The organism is Klebsiella sp. PL-2018 (assembly GCF_019048985.1).
In the GTDB taxonomy this organism is placed as follows: domain Bacteria; phylum Pseudomonadota; class Gammaproteobacteria; order Enterobacterales; family Enterobacteriaceae; genus Klebsiella; species Klebsiella michiganensis.
Window position 1 is genome coordinate 3,870,849 of the sequence record NZ_CP077673.1, and the last position, 16,474, is coordinate 3,887,322.

At 52.7% G+C, this 16,474-nt stretch carries 12 protein-coding genes; 2 read left to right on the top strand and 10 right to left on the bottom strand.

Features of this window, described 5'->3' with window-relative positions; all coding sequences use genetic code 11:
* Positions 1-11: 11 nt before the first annotated feature.
* The 5 genes from MKleb_RS18105 to galF form a co-directional block, all read right to left on the bottom strand.
* A complete protein-coding gene (locus tag MKleb_RS18105) occupies positions 12-446 on the bottom strand; it encodes an arsenate reductase/protein-tyrosine-phosphatase family protein (protein ID WP_025107760.1) in 435 nt (144 codons plus the stop codon).
* On the bottom strand, positions 446-1,585 hold the full coding sequence (locus MKleb_RS18110; protein ID WP_025107761.1) for a polysaccharide export protein: 1,140 nt from the start codon (positions 1,583-1,585) through the stop codon (positions 446-448). The genes MKleb_RS18105 and MKleb_RS18110 overlap by 1 nt, the downstream gene beginning before the upstream one ends.
* Before the next feature lie 130 nt (positions 1,586-1,715).
* Positions 1,716-3,155, bottom strand: coding sequence for a capsule assembly Wzi family protein (locus tag MKleb_RS18115; RefSeq protein ID WP_025107762.1), 1,440 nt, complete (start codon positions 3,153-3,155; stop codon positions 1,716-1,718).
* Between the two features lie 1,001 nt (positions 3,156-4,156).
* Complete coding sequence (locus tag MKleb_RS18120) at positions 4,157-4,786, bottom strand: phosphatase PAP2 family protein (RefSeq protein ID WP_025107763.1); 630 nt, start codon at positions 4,784-4,786, stop codon at positions 4,157-4,159.
* A gap of 474 nt (positions 4,787-5,260) precedes the next feature.
* The gene (gene galF, locus MKleb_RS18125; RefSeq protein ID WP_016946203.1) at positions 5,261-6,157 is read right to left on the bottom strand and encodes a UTP--glucose-1-phosphate uridylyltransferase GalF; all 897 of its coding nucleotides are present in this window, start codon (positions 6,155-6,157) and stop codon (positions 5,261-5,263) included.
* A gap of 977 nt (positions 6,158-7,134) precedes the next feature.
* Between galF and MKleb_RS18130 the strand changes: the two genes are divergently transcribed.
* Positions 7,135-8,721: a TerC family protein gene (locus tag MKleb_RS18130; protein ID WP_025107764.1), complete on the top strand. Its 1,587-nt coding sequence runs from the start codon at positions 7,135-7,137 to the stop codon at positions 8,719-8,721.
* Positions 8,722-8,959: 238 nt separating this feature from the next.
* Here the strand turns inward: MKleb_RS18130 and asmA are convergent, their stop codons facing one another.
* The 4 genes from asmA to alkA form a co-directional block, all read right to left on the bottom strand.
* Complete coding sequence (gene asmA / locus MKleb_RS18135; protein ID WP_217076047.1) at positions 8,960-10,807, bottom strand: outer membrane assembly protein AsmA; 1,848 nt, start codon at positions 10,805-10,807, stop codon at positions 8,960-8,962.
* 27 nt (positions 10,808-10,834) lie between these two features.
* On the bottom strand, positions 10,835-11,416 hold the full coding sequence (dcd, locus tag MKleb_RS18140) for a dCTP deaminase (protein WP_004852489.1): 582 nt from the start codon (positions 11,414-11,416) through the stop codon (positions 10,835-10,837).
* Between the two features lie 90 nt (positions 11,417-11,506).
* Positions 11,507-12,148 carry a uridine kinase gene (udk, locus tag MKleb_RS18145; protein WP_004122537.1) on the bottom strand — a complete coding sequence of 214 codons (642 nt, stop codon included), beginning with the start codon at positions 12,146-12,148 and terminating at the stop codon, positions 11,507-11,509.
* Positions 12,149-12,262: 114 nt separating this feature from the next.
* Positions 12,263-13,111 carry a DNA-3-methyladenine glycosylase 2 gene (alkA, locus tag MKleb_RS18150; RefSeq protein ID WP_025107766.1) on the bottom strand — a complete coding sequence of 283 codons (849 nt, stop codon included), beginning with the start codon at positions 13,109-13,111 and terminating at the stop codon, positions 12,263-12,265.
* 136 nt (positions 13,112-13,247) lie between these two features.
* On the opposite strand from alkA, the gene yegD reads away from it, so the two are divergent.
* Entirely contained in the window at positions 13,248-14,600 is a 1,353-nt protein-coding gene (yegD, locus tag MKleb_RS18155) for a molecular chaperone (protein WP_025107767.1), read from the top strand.
* Between the two features lie 98 nt (positions 14,601-14,698).
* On the opposite strand, the gene MKleb_RS18160 is transcribed toward yegD, so the two are convergent.
* The gene (locus MKleb_RS18160; RefSeq protein WP_025107768.1) at positions 14,699-15,982 is read right to left on the bottom strand and encodes a citrate synthase; all 1,284 of its coding nucleotides are present in this window, start codon (positions 15,980-15,982) and stop codon (positions 14,699-14,701) included.
* Positions 15,983-16,474 lie beyond the last annotated feature (492 nt).

Here is a 16,474-nt window from a genome sequence, read left to right on the forward strand (position 1 = left end):
ATTCCTGATAATTATGCGCCCAATTTTTCGACCCAGCGTATGCCAGCCAGTTCAATTAACTGATATACCGATTCAAACGCTTCATCGCTTTTTCGGTAAGGATCGGGGATTTCCTTTTGATTTAGCCATTGACCGAACAACATCGTTTTTCCTCTGACTTCGGGCGCCATCCGTCCAATCTGCTCCATATGTGATTTTTCCATCACCAAAATAAGATCGTACTGCCGACCTAATGCTGAAGTAAACTGGCGACCTTTATGCCCTATCAATGAAAGACCATGCCTTTCAGCAATCCTTATTGCGCTATCATCCGCACTATGACCTACCAAAGCGCCAGTACCCGCTGAATCTATTTTTTTATTAGGTAATGCTTGCCGTAAAAAACGTTCACCTATCGGTGAACGGCAGATATTACCTGTACATACCACTAAAATTGAATCAAACATTAATTCGACCATGTATTAATATAACGAACGGTTTCAGTCATATCATGAACACCTGTGATCGTTGGGACGAGCTGTGAAATCACTCTATTCCATCGAACAAGTGGAGCAGCAGTAACATAAACGATATCATACGGCTGTAGCTGGAATTCCGTACCCAACACCATCGCTGACGCATCCTGTGCATTAAGTTGGTAGATATTGGCAATTTTTCCTTGTTTATCTCCCTTCAACTGACGGATGACAAAAACGCCAGTCGCATCACTGAATGCTTGCGACATCCCTTCTGCATTTCCTAGCGCTTCAGCAAGGGTCATACCGCTTCGGTCCATTTTGAGAGTACTCTGTTTACCCACCTCGCCCATTACAAAGACTTTCAAATCGTCATTACGCGGGACAAAAAGAATATCACCAGGATAAAGTAAGCGATTTTGGGTTAAATCCCCCTTTTGCATTAAGGCATACAGTGAGATTTTAATATCCTTACCGTTATGTGTTAGCACTACGTTTCGCCAGTCTGCATCCGCAGCTAACCCACCTGCTGCGTTGACGGCATCCATTACGGTGAGAGGAATATTGGTAATTGGTTGTTGACCTGATTTGGAAACTTCTCCGGTGACATAAGCTTTCTGAGAACGAAATGCCGCGATGCTCACATCCACCTGTGGGCTTTCAATATAGGTGGTCAAGCGGCCAGTAATATCCTGTCGCACCTGGCTTAAGGTTTTACCCGCCACCTGTACTTTACCAATATAAGGGTAGAAAATGGTGCCATCAGAATTAACCCAGTTGCCAGTGTCACTTGCGCTACGATATTGACCCGCAGGGGTTGTCAACTCAGGATGATCCCATACAGTAACCATAAGTACATCGCCAACCCCAATGCGATACTCATAGCTTTTTAACAGACTATCCAGTTGAGGATTCGAACGAGCAATGACGGGTTCAGGGCGAAGTTGATCTATCAGACCCGGCGTCATGGGATAAACATTAACCAGTTTATCCAGATCGTAATCGCTATCAGGCAGCTCAACCACATTCTTACGAAGGCTATTCAACCCCTGGCCCGGGATGATTGTACAACCCGATAAAAACCCTATAGCTAATGCCAATGCCGAAAATCTAACAATTTTTTTCTTCATAATGTCACATCATCAGTAAACTAAAAGTATCTCATTCCCAAACTACCGCGCGTTTTTTAGCTCTTCACAGACTGCTGAAACCAGCGGCCACATACCAGCCTGCTGACATCCTAAAGTTGCTGTAGCCAGGCTATAAATTAAATGGTATTTCAATCCCTGCGCTGGCACCAACGTCGTCGCTATCACTGTTATCAGCACCGGTGTACCAGAGGGAAGTATTTAAACGCACTGATTTATACACATCCCCGCTCCAGCCCAACTGCACTCCTTTCAGTGTATCCGATTGTGGGAAGGCTTTATTAATCGACTGGCTTTTTGGATTGACCTTGGCATAGGCCAGACGTGCGCTCCAGCGCTGGTTATCTTCTGTCACCAATTCAACCTTGCCGGCATACAACTGACCATCACCGCCCATAGCGTCACCCAACGGATAACCCTGCTGATAGTAACCATCCTTATAAATATGGTGGGTATAGCTGTAATTGGTCCCATTCATATTTGTACGCGTATCATGCGCTTCTAAATACCAGTTTACGGCATCTTTGCCCCAACCATGATGCCCCTCGACTCCACCAAGGTACATATTTGCCGATGGAAGATAGCCAGCCTCATCTTCACCAATCATCTGCCCATAGACGCTAACCGGCCAGCCAAGCGTAGGCTCTAGCCTCAACTTAAAGTCAAAACCAGCGAGCTGGTTGCCTGGTTCATTGGGATCGTTTGCAGTTGTATTATCTTTACCCGTAAAACCATCCCAGAAGCTGCTAAACGACTCCGGTCTCCCCTCCCCGCCCCACTGCATAATGCGCGATGCGCCCAGTTCAAGGGACTGGAAAGGAGAAAACGTCAGACGCCCGCCGATAATTTTGGTATGCGGTACGGCGGTATATTGATTCATCTGGCTGGCGGAAATCTGATACTGCCACGGGCCAATCCAGCGCAGCCACCAGGTTTCCGGTGCGGCCTGTTCAGCACGCTGCATTAAAACGCCGGTCATTGGCCGCATCGCATCACCGCGGATCAGGCTGCCTTCATAACCCGGCCCCCACCACTGCGGCATCTGACCAAATGAGAGCCACTGGTTCCAGAACTTAACCGCGCCATAGGCGCCGTTAGCATTAAAACGTGAACCGTTGCTGATGCGTTCGTCACCTTCAACGTTGCCCTGCAGGTGCACATCCCACCATTCGCCGCTGTTATTAAAGGCTAATGATAAAGAGCTATCCGCAGGCTGATTCTGACCAAAGCCCTGCGGCGTTCCGGGCTTATCCGTTGAGGTATAGCCGCTCACCCGAAAATCCGCTTTTAAAGAGTCGAGGCGCTGGTTGATTCGCGCCAGAACAACCTGTTCGGAAGAGTAAGAGGGTTTTGCCTTCTTAAGGGCCCGGTTAATCTCTTCCTGGCTCAGCGGCCAGGTCGACAGGCTGAGATGAATAACGCCACGATCGGAGAGCCACGCCAGATCGTTGCGCAGTTCGTTGTCATTCATCACTAACCCGGAGGCATAGGCAAGTGAGCTGGCAGAAGTAAGCAGCCCTAATGCGAGTGCGATTCGCGCAATTTTTATCATTGTACAAGATCCATTTAAAGCCCCGTTTTCGCAAGCTGGCGCGACAAGGGGAACACTGATAGATGCAGCGCCCTCTGACGCCAACCTTTGCTATGTTTGGTCTACAGATATTGGCCCGAGAAAACGAAAGCATGCCGATCGGAACGCCCTGCTAAAGCTCGTTTTCTACTCACAGGCTACCTGCAGTACACAATGTATGCGAAATTGTTATTGAAGGCTATTCCATCGCACCTCATACCCGCAGTTTATCAGCCCGCCTCAAGATGAATACGTCCTGATTTGATGACAACTCGCTAGTATATACAGGTTGCGAAGAGAATCACCTGCATCGAGTCCACTTTAGGAATTTCTGTCGCATAAAATGAGATGTGATATAGAGAAAAGGCCTGGTCGCAGGTACGCTACCGCCCTTGGCTTAACAGCTACCAATGCACTGTACTTCTTTCCCTGTAAATTCGATCGTAGATTCCGATAAATCGGCGATTAATCCATCAAAGCAAACAATTTCGCGGCCATAAGTTTACGAGATTCTACCCTCAATTGGGAGCGTAATCTCACATTATCAGTTACGTTGCCAGCGCCACGAACCAATTGCCGATAACGCTATTGTTTTCTGCTCTTCACGTAAAAACGGAACCAGTACAAAGCAACTGAATAGTCTCAACTTTATGATTTTATTGCTTTTTTCACCACAAAAAGTGTGTTGACTTAGCTTCAAGTTAATTATAGTTAGTCAACTACAAAAATTGATAGTAAAAAGAAGTATGCCACGCTGTTGTTATCATTAATAAATTCGATATTTAGCCAGAAAACTTATTTAGGAAACATCCTGGCTGATTATCATTGCGCTAATTATTGCGCAGAATGACCCATCACAAATTTATTTCATGGATATGAAATATCGCCGCTACTGACACTTTCATCATAAATTTCATATTGCATACAATGTGAACACGACATGATTCTTTCTGAATCCTTCATCTTTTCCACGTTTGTCTGAATCAGTAAAATCGCTTATGCAGATCGGCTCGGGTAAAAGGTTTTTCCAGTGGGCCAATCTTCACCGCAATCTCGTTCAGCAAAGATTGGGTCGGCGCCTTCGCCCCCGTATTCAGCAGAAGCGCCGGGATAATCACCATGCTCGCCAGACTGCCAAAGGATAACCGCGCTGTATGAGTGGCGCGAACGCGTGACTGTTGCAGCAGAAAAATTGCGCTGCCTGCGGCTCCCAGCAGTAAGCCGGCAATGACTTCAGAAGTTGAATGTGCGTGGACCATCAGTCGGGAGTAGCCAACCAGTCCGGCCAGAGCATAACCCACTATGACAGCAGTAAAACGAAGAGCTGGTGTAGCACGCGCGCACAGCAGCCATAAGAGGATTGGCCAGAAAGCTGAAGATAATGCGGTGTGCCCGCTAAAGCCAGTGAAGTCCAGCTCGCGAATCCCAATACCCCAACCCATAAATGCCAGTTTTGATGCGCAGACAATTGCGCCGGTTATGCCAAACAGCAGCGCCCAGTGCCAGGCCAGCTGCTTTGAATCTTTTCGCAGAAAAAGCACGATAAACAATACTGCCGCACTGGGTAACAGTACGGTGCTATCGCCAAAAAAAGTGACAACCTGCCAGTTCATTTATCTTTCATCCTTTGACGATCTCTCCAGTTCGCAACGCCTTTCCCGCGACATTTGTGTGGGCATATGCAATTCTTAAGTTCACATTAATATGCACACGCTACCGTTGTTTAATGCGCAAACATGATCTCAGTCAAGTTTTATTTTCATGTTACGCCTTGACTAAGGGCCGCTTACTTAAGAAAAATCTTAGTAAGTAATTATCAGCAAAGAGTAAATTTTGCTTGTCTGACCATTTCATCATGCTACGTCTTATTCGACTACCAGAAGTCTCCGAACATTTGCTGCGTTCAAAAGCGATACACTATAACAATTAAATCAGCTAACTCATTGTATTTATAGGGACATTAACCAGTTCTACGCGCAGTATCTGATATTGTGAATCTGACGTTGTGAACGGCCTCGAATCCTCTTTTCGTCATCAGATAATTCGGACCGTTCACTCTCACGCGCTAATAACCACTGACGCGAAAACTACGCCAGTAGCTTCTTAATACTCTCGCGGAATTTTGCCCCTTCTTTATGGTTACGCAGCCCGTAGCTGACAAAAGCCTGCATATAGCCCATTTTTTTGCCGCAGTCATAGCTGTCGCCAGTCATTAACATCGCATCGACCGACTGTTTTTTCGCCAGCTCAGCGATCGCATCGGTTAACTGAATACGTCCCCAGGCGCCCGGTTCGGTACGCTCCAGTTCAGCCCAGACATCGGCAGAAAGCACATAGCGCCCTACCGCCATCAGGTCGGAATCCAGGGTTTGCGGTTCATCAGGTTTTTCGATGAACTCAACGATTCGGGCAACCTGCCCCGCCGATTCCAGAGCGTCCTTAGTCTGGATAACGGAATACTCGGAGAGATCGCCTTCCATCCGTTTGGCCAGTACCTGGCTACGACCCGTTTCATTGAACCGCGCCACCATCGCGGCAAGGTTATAGCGCAGAGGGTCGGCGCTGGCGTCGTCCAGAATGATATCCGGGAGCACCACCACAAACGGGTTATCGCCAATCAGCGGGCGCGCGCAAAGAATGGAGTGACCTAAGCCCAGCTGCTGGCCCTGACGCACGTTCATGATCGTTACGCCAGGAGGACAGATAGCCTGCACTTCCGCCAGAAGCTGACGTTTTACGCGCTGTTCAAGCAATGCTTCCAGTTCGTAGGAGGTGTCGAAATGGTTTTCTACGGCATTCTTGGATGAATGCGTCACCAGCACGATTTCCTTGATACCCGCAGCTACAATTTCATCAACAATGTATTGCACCATTGGCTTGTCGACGATCGGCAACATCTCTTTCGGAATGGCCTTGGTGGCGGGCAACATATGCATCCCTAATCCTGCTACCGGTATAACTGCTTTCAAACTCACCATTTTCATATCCACCCGTATGGTTATAAACCTTTTGATCCTGTCAGTTTGTATGTATCACTGGCATTTATCAGTGATGATACACGCTTGATACCTGCCATTCTGTCCGTCAAATTCTGAAATTACACGCTGAATTTAAGAATACACGCAAAGTCTACATACCAATAGACAGTTTTAAGAAAATTCTTATACGCATACTTTCTAAAGAATTTCCATTTAATTACAATGAGTTACTCACCAGCAGCACCTTATTTTATTCATAAGGTAGCGTAATGACGCTCATCGCTTCTCCATCATTTCTCTTTTAATACCTTGTAATCTTTCATCATGAATTGACACAGAACAAGTGACTGCAAAAAAATAAAAATCCAGCCCAAATAATCAATTATATTGATAATAAAATTATTTAACGTACAAAAGCGCCTGAATTGCAGCCAATTACCCGTCACGCTTGACTTCACGGTCAGCAATGATATTGCTGAAAAAAACGACGGGCAGTCCGCTGACTTAAACCCTCTTCGCTGCTGTTTTTACCGCTCGCCATCACATATAACGCTCATTACATCGTCCTGCAAAAATTGATCTACGGCAAGCCACGACATTAAGTAGTATAAAAATCCAAATTCAAGAAAATCGTTGATATATACATCAAATCTATTGATTGACTCTCGCGTTATCTAAGTAACGTATCCGCCTTCTGCTGCAGAGCAGCATGGTCCTTCACCGCTCGGGTGACACCTGGCTTAACAATCGAGCGTACCGTCTCCACCCGTATCGCTGAAATTTCGCGCGTTAATTAATAAGTACCATCCCATAAGCGCATTGTGGAAAGGTTATATCCTGCACAACTGACTCTTTTATTTGCTGGTTTATTGGGAAGCGGGTTCGGGGCTGAGCTAATTAACAGCAGAAAATATTGCATTTTATCTATAGCTTATCCATGATCGATTCATGGCACTCTTAGGTTGTAAAGGTTTTAACTGAATATGGAATGGATTGCCGACCCCTCGATTTGGGCCGGGCTCATTACGCTTGTCGTTATTGAGCTGGTACTCGGTATTGATAATCTGGTTTTTATTGCCATTCTCGCGGAAAAACTTCCCCCCGCGCAGCGAGACCGGGCCCGCGTCACCGGTCTGTTACTCGCAATGGTGATGCGCCTCCTGCTGCTGGCTTCGATCTCCTGGCTGGTCACGCTAACCAAACCGCTCATGACCTGGCACGATCTGAGCTTTAGCGCCCGCGATCTGATTATGCTGTTTGGCGGATTATTCCTCCTCTTCAAAGCCACCGTTGAACTTAACGAACGGCTGGAAGGGAAAGATAGCGATAACCCAACCCAGCGCAAAGGCGCCAGGTTCTGGGGGGTGGTAGCGCAAATCGTGGTGCTTGATGCCATCTTCTCTCTCGACTCGGTGATAACCGCGGTCGGCATGGTTGACCACCTGGCGGTCATGATGGCTGCGGTGATTATTGCCATTAGCCTGATGCTGATGGCCAGTAAAGCCCTCACCCGCTTTGTTAACAGCCATCCAACCATCGTTATTCTCTGTCTGAGCTTCCTGCTGATGATCGGCTTTAGCCTGATTGCCGAAGGCTTTGGTTTCCCTATTCCTAAAGGCTACCTGTACGCGGCTATCGGCTTCTCGGTCATGATTGAATCCTTCAACCAGCTGGCGATTTTTAACCGCCATCGCTTTCTCTCGGCCAACCTGACGCTACGCCAGCGAACCACCGAAGCGGTGATGAATCTGTTGAGCGGGCGCAAAGACAGTAGCGAGCTGGATAGCGAGACCGCCTCGCTGGTTGCCGATCGCGACGATAACCCACTCTTCAATCCGCAAGAGCGGCGGATGATTGAGCGGGTACTGAATCTCAATCAGCGTACCGTCAGCAGCATCATGACCTCGCGTCATGACATTGAACATATTGATCTCAGCGCGCCGGAAGAGGAGATTCGCGCCTTACTCGACAAAAATCAGCATACCCGCCTCGTGGTGACCGGCGGCGATGATGACGAGGATATGCTTGGCGTCGTGCACGTGATCGATCTTCTGCAGCAATCATTACGCCATGAACCGCTCAATCTGCAGGTTCTGATTCGTCAGCCGCTGGTGTTCCCGGAAACGCTGCCGCTGCTTCCTGCGCTGGAGCAGTTCCGCAGAGCCAGAACCCACTTCGCCTTTGTGGCCGATGAATTTGGGTCCGTAGAGGGGATTGTGACGCTCAGCGACGTCATGGAGACCATCGCCGGAAATCTGCCTAATGAAGCAGAAGAGATCGATGCCCGTCACGATATTCACAAAAACGGCGACGGGAGCTGGACGGTCAACGGGCATATGCCGCTGGAAGACCTTGTCCAGTCCGTTCCTCTGCCGCTGGATGAGAAACGTGAATACCATACGGTTGCCGGTCTGCTGATGGAGTACCTGCAGCATGTGCCGCAGGAAGGTGAAGAAGTGAAACTTGACGGCTACGTGCTGCGCACGCTGCAGGTGGACAGCCATCGGGTACAAAAAGTACTGATAGTGCCGCCGGCGCAGGATGAACATGAACTGGATTATGAAGTGTGATGCTCTCTTCGATGAAGCATCAAAAGCCGGACGCAGGCGGTTAACCGATTTTTAAGGGTTTGCTAATCTTTCTGCCGGGTAGTGGCTATCGCCTTACCCGGCAGAAAAAAGCCACACGCTCAATACATCCCTCTTTAGCCGTAGGCCCGCGCAGGCGAAGCGCCGCCGGCAATTCCAGAGGAATGCGCATTGCTGGCAATCTTAGCACGATGCGCTTCTTCTGCTTTTCCTGGCTAACTTACAGTTTGTCGAGCAGCTTCTTCACATCCTTGCCGTCCTGGGTGTTTTTATTGCGTTCAGCCCATTCGCTGAGCCGTTTCCTGGCTTCATCCTGCAGCTGCTTGCGGAGTATCTGGTCAACCTGCAGGCTGTAGCTCAGCGTCTGCCAGTTACCATAAATTCGCAAAGGGATCGCCGTCTGCTTGAGCCTGTCGATGAGCTTACTTTCGCCCTTCCAGCCGCCCAGTACCCGGACGTTGAAGAGCATATCACAATCTTCTTTCAGCAGGTTGAGCTCACCCTGACCGGTCAGCGCCATCATGTCAGATTGGCCCTGCATATGCGTCAAGGTGACCAGCCCATTATTCAGCGCAAACTCGGTGCTGACAGAATCCAGTCGGGTCGCATTGTCGTAATTTTCCTGCGCCTGAACGTTGGTGCTGCGCTCGACGGCCTGCTGTACCAGCTGCTGGAAGTTGAGCCCTTCAGTGCGCGTATCAGTGAGCTGCGTTACCGCCTGCCCCTGCCAGCTGCGGCGGAACTCGTCGGCATCAATCTTACCGCCGGAGAACTCGCCGGTCAGCGAGAGCTTGCCGGTGAGGTTTATCGAATAATTAAACGCTTTCAGAATCGAGCCGATCTCGACGTTGTCGAGTTGCGGCTGGAAAGAGGCATGTGGCGTTGCGCCCCGCGCGTCGAGCGAGCCGGGGAGCGAGAGTCGTCCACCGTCCAGGCTCCCCTGCATCTGATGAATCGTCAGCAGCCCCTGCTGGTTGCTGATTTCACTTTTCACCTGGGTAAAGTGCATTCCCCGCCACTGCAGCTGGTCAGCCGTCAGGTTCAGCCGGGCGTTAAAACCGCGCAGGGCGTTGTAATCCTGCTGAATATCGTTATCCGCAATAACCGGGCGCAGCTGCCTGTTCTGGCTTTGCCCCTGCTGGTTAACGCTATTATCGCCAGAGGCGGAGGCATGAGAAAGCAGGCTATCGAGGTTGAGCGTGCCCGCCTGAAGGTTCAGCGTCCAGTCAGGCTGGTCGCCCAGCACGACGCTGCCGTTGCCGGCAATGGTGCTGCCGTTAGCCGTTAAGTTCAGCCCATCGAAGCTGAGCTTTTTCGCATCCTCGACCCAACTGGCCTGCATGCTGTCCTGGCCGCTAATCCCTTCGGGGGGAAGCTCCGCGCCGCGAAGCTGCCAGTTCAGTTGTGAAATATCCGCCCTCAGAGAATGAGGATAATCACCGCCCTGCACCTGGGCGGAGAAGGAAAGCGCCAGATCGCGCTGATCGCGGTTCACCCGACCAGAGAAATCGACCGTGGCGCGATGGCTGCTGTCCTGCTCCATCTGCAAACGGATATCGCGCACCGTAACCTGCTCGCCATCTTCATGCTGAAAAAAGAGCACGCTATCGGCAATCTGTAGCTTCTGGACATCATACGACCAGCCGCGATCCTCCGGCACCTGAGGCAGCGTATTGTCGTGCGGGACGACCGGAGCCCCCTTGCTACGCACGGCTTCGGTTTTGGAGGTCAGCTGGATCACCGCGCCCTTCAACATCACCTGCTTGACCTGCAGCTGATGGGAGATCAGCGGCAGCAGCCCGACGTCAAGGCGCATATTATCCGCGCGAATAACGGGTTCTTCAGCGCCCGGCGCGGTCAGGGTCATGCGGCCCGAGAGAATGCTGAGCTGCGGCCAGACGTGCCAGCGCAGCGGCCCATTGAGCTCGAGCTGATAGCCGCTACGATCCGCCACCTCTTTAACCATATAGGCGCGAAAATCGTTGGGGTTGACCAGCAATACCAGCGCGGTAAGACCGGCGACAACTACCGCCAGTAAGATCATCAGCGTGGTCAGAATTCGTCTCATGGCATCCTCAGCAAACCGCTAAAATTATCAATCCTTGTCGATTCGACTCGCTACCGCGCCCTGCTGGTCGCGATATTTCGCATCTTCGCGGCGATTATAAGGCCGCATCGCCGGCCCGGATAACGGCTCAAAACTTAACGCCCCGATCAGCATCCCCGGACGCAGCGCCAGCGGCAGCTTACCCGAATTATAGAATTCCAGTACGATGCAGCCGGACCAGCCCGGATCGATGCGGTGCGCGGTGACGTGCACCATCAGGCCCAGACGCGCCAGCGAAGAACGGCCATCCAGCCAGCCGACGAGATCCGGCGGCAGGGTGACCGATTCAAAGGTCACCGCCAGCGCCAGCTCGCCCGGATGCAGGAAGAACGCTTCACCATCCGGCAGAACAATCTCTTCGCTCATCACGCGATCCAGGGCCGCGCTGACTTCCGCTTTAGGCCCGCTCAGGTCAATGAAGCCCGCCGTGTGCCCGCGGAAAGTCCGAAACTTATTTCCCAGCCGAACATCGACCGTCGCGCCGTTAATGCGCTCAACGGGCGGGCGCGGGTTAATGGCCAGACGCCCCTCATCCAACCAGGCTTCTATATCTCGGTCGCACAGACGCATGAACGTTCTCCTTTAAGGCATTGCGCCCCTACGCCTTCCGGGGATAAGGGCAAATTGGCTTCTCTTTGCACGTTACACAATTCGTTCGTGTTATTCAAAGAACTGACTGATTTTGGCCTTCAATATATCGATGGCGATACGGTTCTTACCGCCGCGAGGCACGATAATATCGGCATACTGTTTGGAAGGGTCGATAAACTGCAGGAACATCGGGCGCACCGTTTTCTGGTACTGCGCCATTACCGAATCCATCGAACGCCCACGCTCGTTAACGTCTCGCTTGATGCGCCGCATCAGGCAGATATCCAGCGGGGTGTCGACAAAAATGGAGAAGCTGAGTTCGTTGCGCAGGCGGGCGTCGGTCAGCAGCAGAATCCCTTCGAGAATGATGACTTTCTTCGGTTCAATATGAATGGTTTCCGGCATACGGGTATGCTCAACGTAGCTATACACCGGCAACTCTATCGGCTGGCCGCTTCTCAGCATCTGCAAATGCTGAAACAGCAGACTATGATCCATGGAGCTTGGGTGGTCATAGTTGGTTTTTACACGCTCTTCCATCGACAGATGACCTTGATCCTTGTAATAGCTGTCTTCCGGAATAACGCCGATATGTTCATCGCCGACCTGTTCACGTAATTCACGATATAGCGTACTGGCGATAAGGCTTTTGCCCGAAGCCGATGCGCCGGCGATGCCTATAATGACGCACTGATGAGACGTATCAGTCATAAATTTTTGCGACCTGATTAACCTGGGAATGTAGGAAGGGTGGCGGTTGACCGCCAAACGCCGCAATTATAGGGATTTCAGCGCGTCGATACCAGTGCTAAGCGCCTCCCGGGTCTATTCCTCCTCCGGCGACCAGCCTTGCGTATACCAGATATGCAGTAAAGCGTACGAGCGCCAGGGGTGCCAGCGGCTGGCATAGCGCGCAATCCGCGCCGGCGTCATGCCGGGAAAACGCTGTTTAATCAGATAATCATCCGCCAGGAAGATATCCGGCGCCTGCCAGCCGCGCAGCGCGAAATAGTTCGCCGTCCAGCGGCCTATCCCGGGCAGCGTCTGCAGCTGCTTTATTCCGGCGTCGATATTCTCCGGCGCGAAGAGGGGGAGATCGCCGCGGATAGCCGCCTGCGCCAGGTGGATCAGCGCCTCCGCGCGCCGCAGGGGCATGCCCAGCGCCTTTAGCGCCAGCGGATCGGCCTGCGCCAGCCGCTGCGCGCTCGGGAAGAGATAAAAGCCCGGCGCGTCGGTCAACGGTTCCCCGAAGGCGGCCACCACTTTCCCGGTGAGCTTTGCCGCCATGGCCACGCTCACCAGCTGGCCGAGCACCGCACGTACCGCTTGTTCAAACGCATCCAGGGAGCCCGGCAGACGAAGCCCCGGCCTTGGCAGCGCAAGGCTTCCCAGCGTCAGGGCAATCTGCTGCGGGTCGCAGGACAAATCAAATAAGCGCGCAACCCGCGCCAGGCACGCCTCCGCGACCGGCTGCAGCCCGGCGGAAAGCGTCACCCGCATGCCCTGCGCGGCGTCATCCGGCGTCACCGTGATGAGTCCGGCGTGGCCATTCAGGGCGAAGCTGCGGCAATAGCTGTCGCCGGCAAAAGTTTCAATTCCCTGCACCGTACGCGCGCCAAGAAAATGAAACATCCATTGCCAGTCGTAGGGGGAATGCCAGGGTAGCAGCGTCATCATTTCTCCTTTTTTAGCGCTTCAATCATAGCGGCTCCGCGCCGCCTGCGCCTTGCTTTTAAATTCCAGTTGTCGCAGTGCCGTCAATCCGCTAAAGTCGCCCCCCTTCTTCACCGGCATGGGGATTTTGCAGGCTATGTTTATTGGTTTTGACTACGGTACCGCTAACTGTTCAGTGGCGGTGATGCGCGACAATACGCCGCAGCTGCTGACGCTGGAAAACGGCAGTTCACTACTGCCATCAATGCTTTGCGCGCCGACCCGCGAAGCGGTCAGCGAGTGGCTCTACCGCCACCACGACGTCCCGCCCAACGGTGATGAAAACCAGGCGCTGCTGCGTCGCGCGATAAGCTTCAACCGCGAGGAAGATATCGACGTACTCGGCAACAGCGTGCAGTTTGGTCTCGCTTCGCTGCATCAGTACGTTGAAGATCCGCAAGAAGTCTACTTTGTAAAGTCGCCGAAATCGTTTCTCGGCGCCAGCGGGCTTAAGCCGCAGCAGGTAGCGCTGTTTGAAGACTTAGTGTGCGCCATGATGCTGCATATCAAACTCCAGGCGCAAACGCAGCTAACGGATACCATCGACCAGGCGGTTATCGGCCGCCCGATTAACTTCCAGGGGCTGGGCGGCGATGATGCCAACGCCCAGGCGCAGGGCATTCTCGAACGTGCGGCAAAGCGCGCGGGCTTTCGCGACGTCGTGTTTCAGTTTGAGCCGGTCGCCGCCGGTCTGGATTTCGAAGCGACGCTGAGCGAAGAAAAACGCGTGCTGGTCGTCGATATCGGCGGCGGTACCACCGACTGTTCGCTGCTGTTGATGGGGCCGCAGTGGCGAGAAAAAGCCGATCGCCAGCAAAGCCTGCTCGGCCACAGCGGCTGCCGCGTCGGCGGTAACGACCTGGATATCGCCCTGGCCTTTAAATGCCTGATGCCGCTGCTGGGGATGGGCGGCGATACCGAAAAAGGCATCGCGCTGCCGATTCTGCCGTGGTGGAATGCGGTGGCCATTAACGACGTGCCGGCGCAGACCGACTTTTACAGCGCCGCCAACGGTCGCCTGCTTAACGATTTGCTGCGCAGCGCCCGCGATAGCGAAAAAGTCGCGCTGCTGCTGAAGGTCTGGCGTCAGCGCCTGAGCTATCGCCTGGTGCGCAGCGCAGAAGAGAGCAAAATCGCCCTTTCCGCGCAGCCGAGCGTCACCGCCGGGCTACCGTTTATTAGCGACGAGCTGGCGACAGCCATCAGCCAGCAGGGTCTGGAAGCTGCGCTGGATCAGCCGCTGGCCCGGATCATGGAGCAGGTTCAGCTGGCGCTGGATAACAGTAATGAAAAACCGGACGTAATTTACCTGACCGGCGGCAGCGCTCGCTCGCCGTTGATTAAAAAAGCGCTGGCGGCACACCTGCCGGGTATTCCGGTTGCCGGAGGCGATGATTTTGGCTCGGTTACCGCCGGGCTGGCCCGCTGGGCGCAGGTGATGTTTCGCTAAACATCCGCTGCGTTCCCGCACCACAGAACGCAGTGAATTTGTAGCCCGGCTCAGCGCAGCGCGAGCCGGGCTAAATCTTCCCGATTGCCCCCCTGTTGTCACCCTTCACGCCGCGAAACGTAATCCCGCCGCTTTTCGCCGGTATAAATCTGCCGGGGACGATAAATATTCAGCGGCGCTTCGTGCATTTCGTTCCAGTGCGCCACCCAGCCAAGCGTTCTGCCTACGGCGGTAATCGCCACAAACATCGATGAAGGCAGCCCCATCGCTTTAAGGATCACCGCGGTGTAGAAATCCACGCTCGGCGACAGGCCATTTTCAACAAAGTAGGGGTCGGTCAGCGCCACCTCTTCAAGAGCCATCGCCACCTGTAGCGGCATATCGGACATCCCCAGTTCCTTCAGCACCCGGTGACAGGTTTCGCGCAAAATAGCGGCGCGCGGATCAAGATGACGGTAGCGAGAGTTACCGAATCCCAGACGACGAAACGCCTGCGGATCGCGTTTCGCTTTGCTCAGGAACGCCGGAATTTGGTCGACGGTGTTGATCTCCTCCAGCATCCGCATACTGGCTTCGTTCGCCCCGCCGTGGGCCGGTCCCCATAAAGAAGCGAGCCCGGCGGCAATGCAGGCAAAAAGATTCGCCCCGGAGGAGCCCGCCGCCCGGACGGTGGTCGTCGATGCGCACTGGCCGTGGTCGGCGTGCAGCACCAGGATCTGGTTCATCGCCTGCTCAATCACCGGATTCAGCTGATACGGCTCCGCGGGGATAGCAAACAGCATATGCAGGAAATTCCCCGCGTAGGAAAGATCGTTGCGCGGATACTGCGCCGGTTGCTCAATAGAAAACTTATAGCTCATCGCCGCCAGCGTCGGCATTTTCGACAGCAGGCGGGTGGCGGCCAGCGCGCGGTGCTCGGGATTTTCAACGTCCAGCACATCGTGATAGAACGCCGCCAGCGTGCCCACCAGAGCGCACATTAAGGCCATCGGATGCGAGTCGCGCCGAAAGCTGCTGCACATGCGGCCAATCTGCTCGTGTACCAGGCTATGGCGGGTAATCGTGTTTTTGAACGCCTGATAGCTGGCTTCGTCAGGCGCATCGCCCCGCAGCAGAATCCAGGCTACCTCAAGGAAGTCGCACTGGCGAGCCAGCTGATCGACCGGATAGCCGCGGTGCAGCAAAACGCTGTTTTCGGTATCAATCCAGGAGATGGCCGACGTACAGCCTGCGGTGTTAGCAAAACCGGGGTCGAAACTGCATATACCTGCGGACGCCAGCGGACGAATATCCATGCCGGGATAGCCCTGCGTCCCTGAGACCGTACTCAACGGAATGGACTGTTGTTCATCCAAAGACAGCGTTAGCGATTTCGTCGTCATCCTGTCAGGTCTCCTTGCACAACGAGTGAATGATTTACCTGGTCATTTCTCCAGGCGGAATAACCAACATAACCACAGTCGTCCGCGGATTCTTTGATGTAAATAACCAAAACATTGATAAAGGACCGCTATTACGGGTGGGGAAGAAACAGAAAATCGCCCTTTCAACCGCATAAAATACGCTTACCCCGAAATTACCCTCGTCTAAATTCTACTATCACGCCTTAGAATACTGATTTTATTTCATTGCAGGTCAATATATAACCATTTTATTTTTTTGCCCGCATAAATCCGCTACTCGCACGCGGTGCCATGGACTGCCGGTGTCAGTTTTTTATCACACGCTCGTCGGCGGTCTTTTATGAGGGTCTGTGCGACCGGTCATCCCATCAGCCGCGGCGGATTCATCGCCAAATGCGCCTCGCTCGCCGCAGATATTGTCCGTTATCGTTATTTCAGCGTAAATTAAACTTGAATATAACCCGCTGCTTT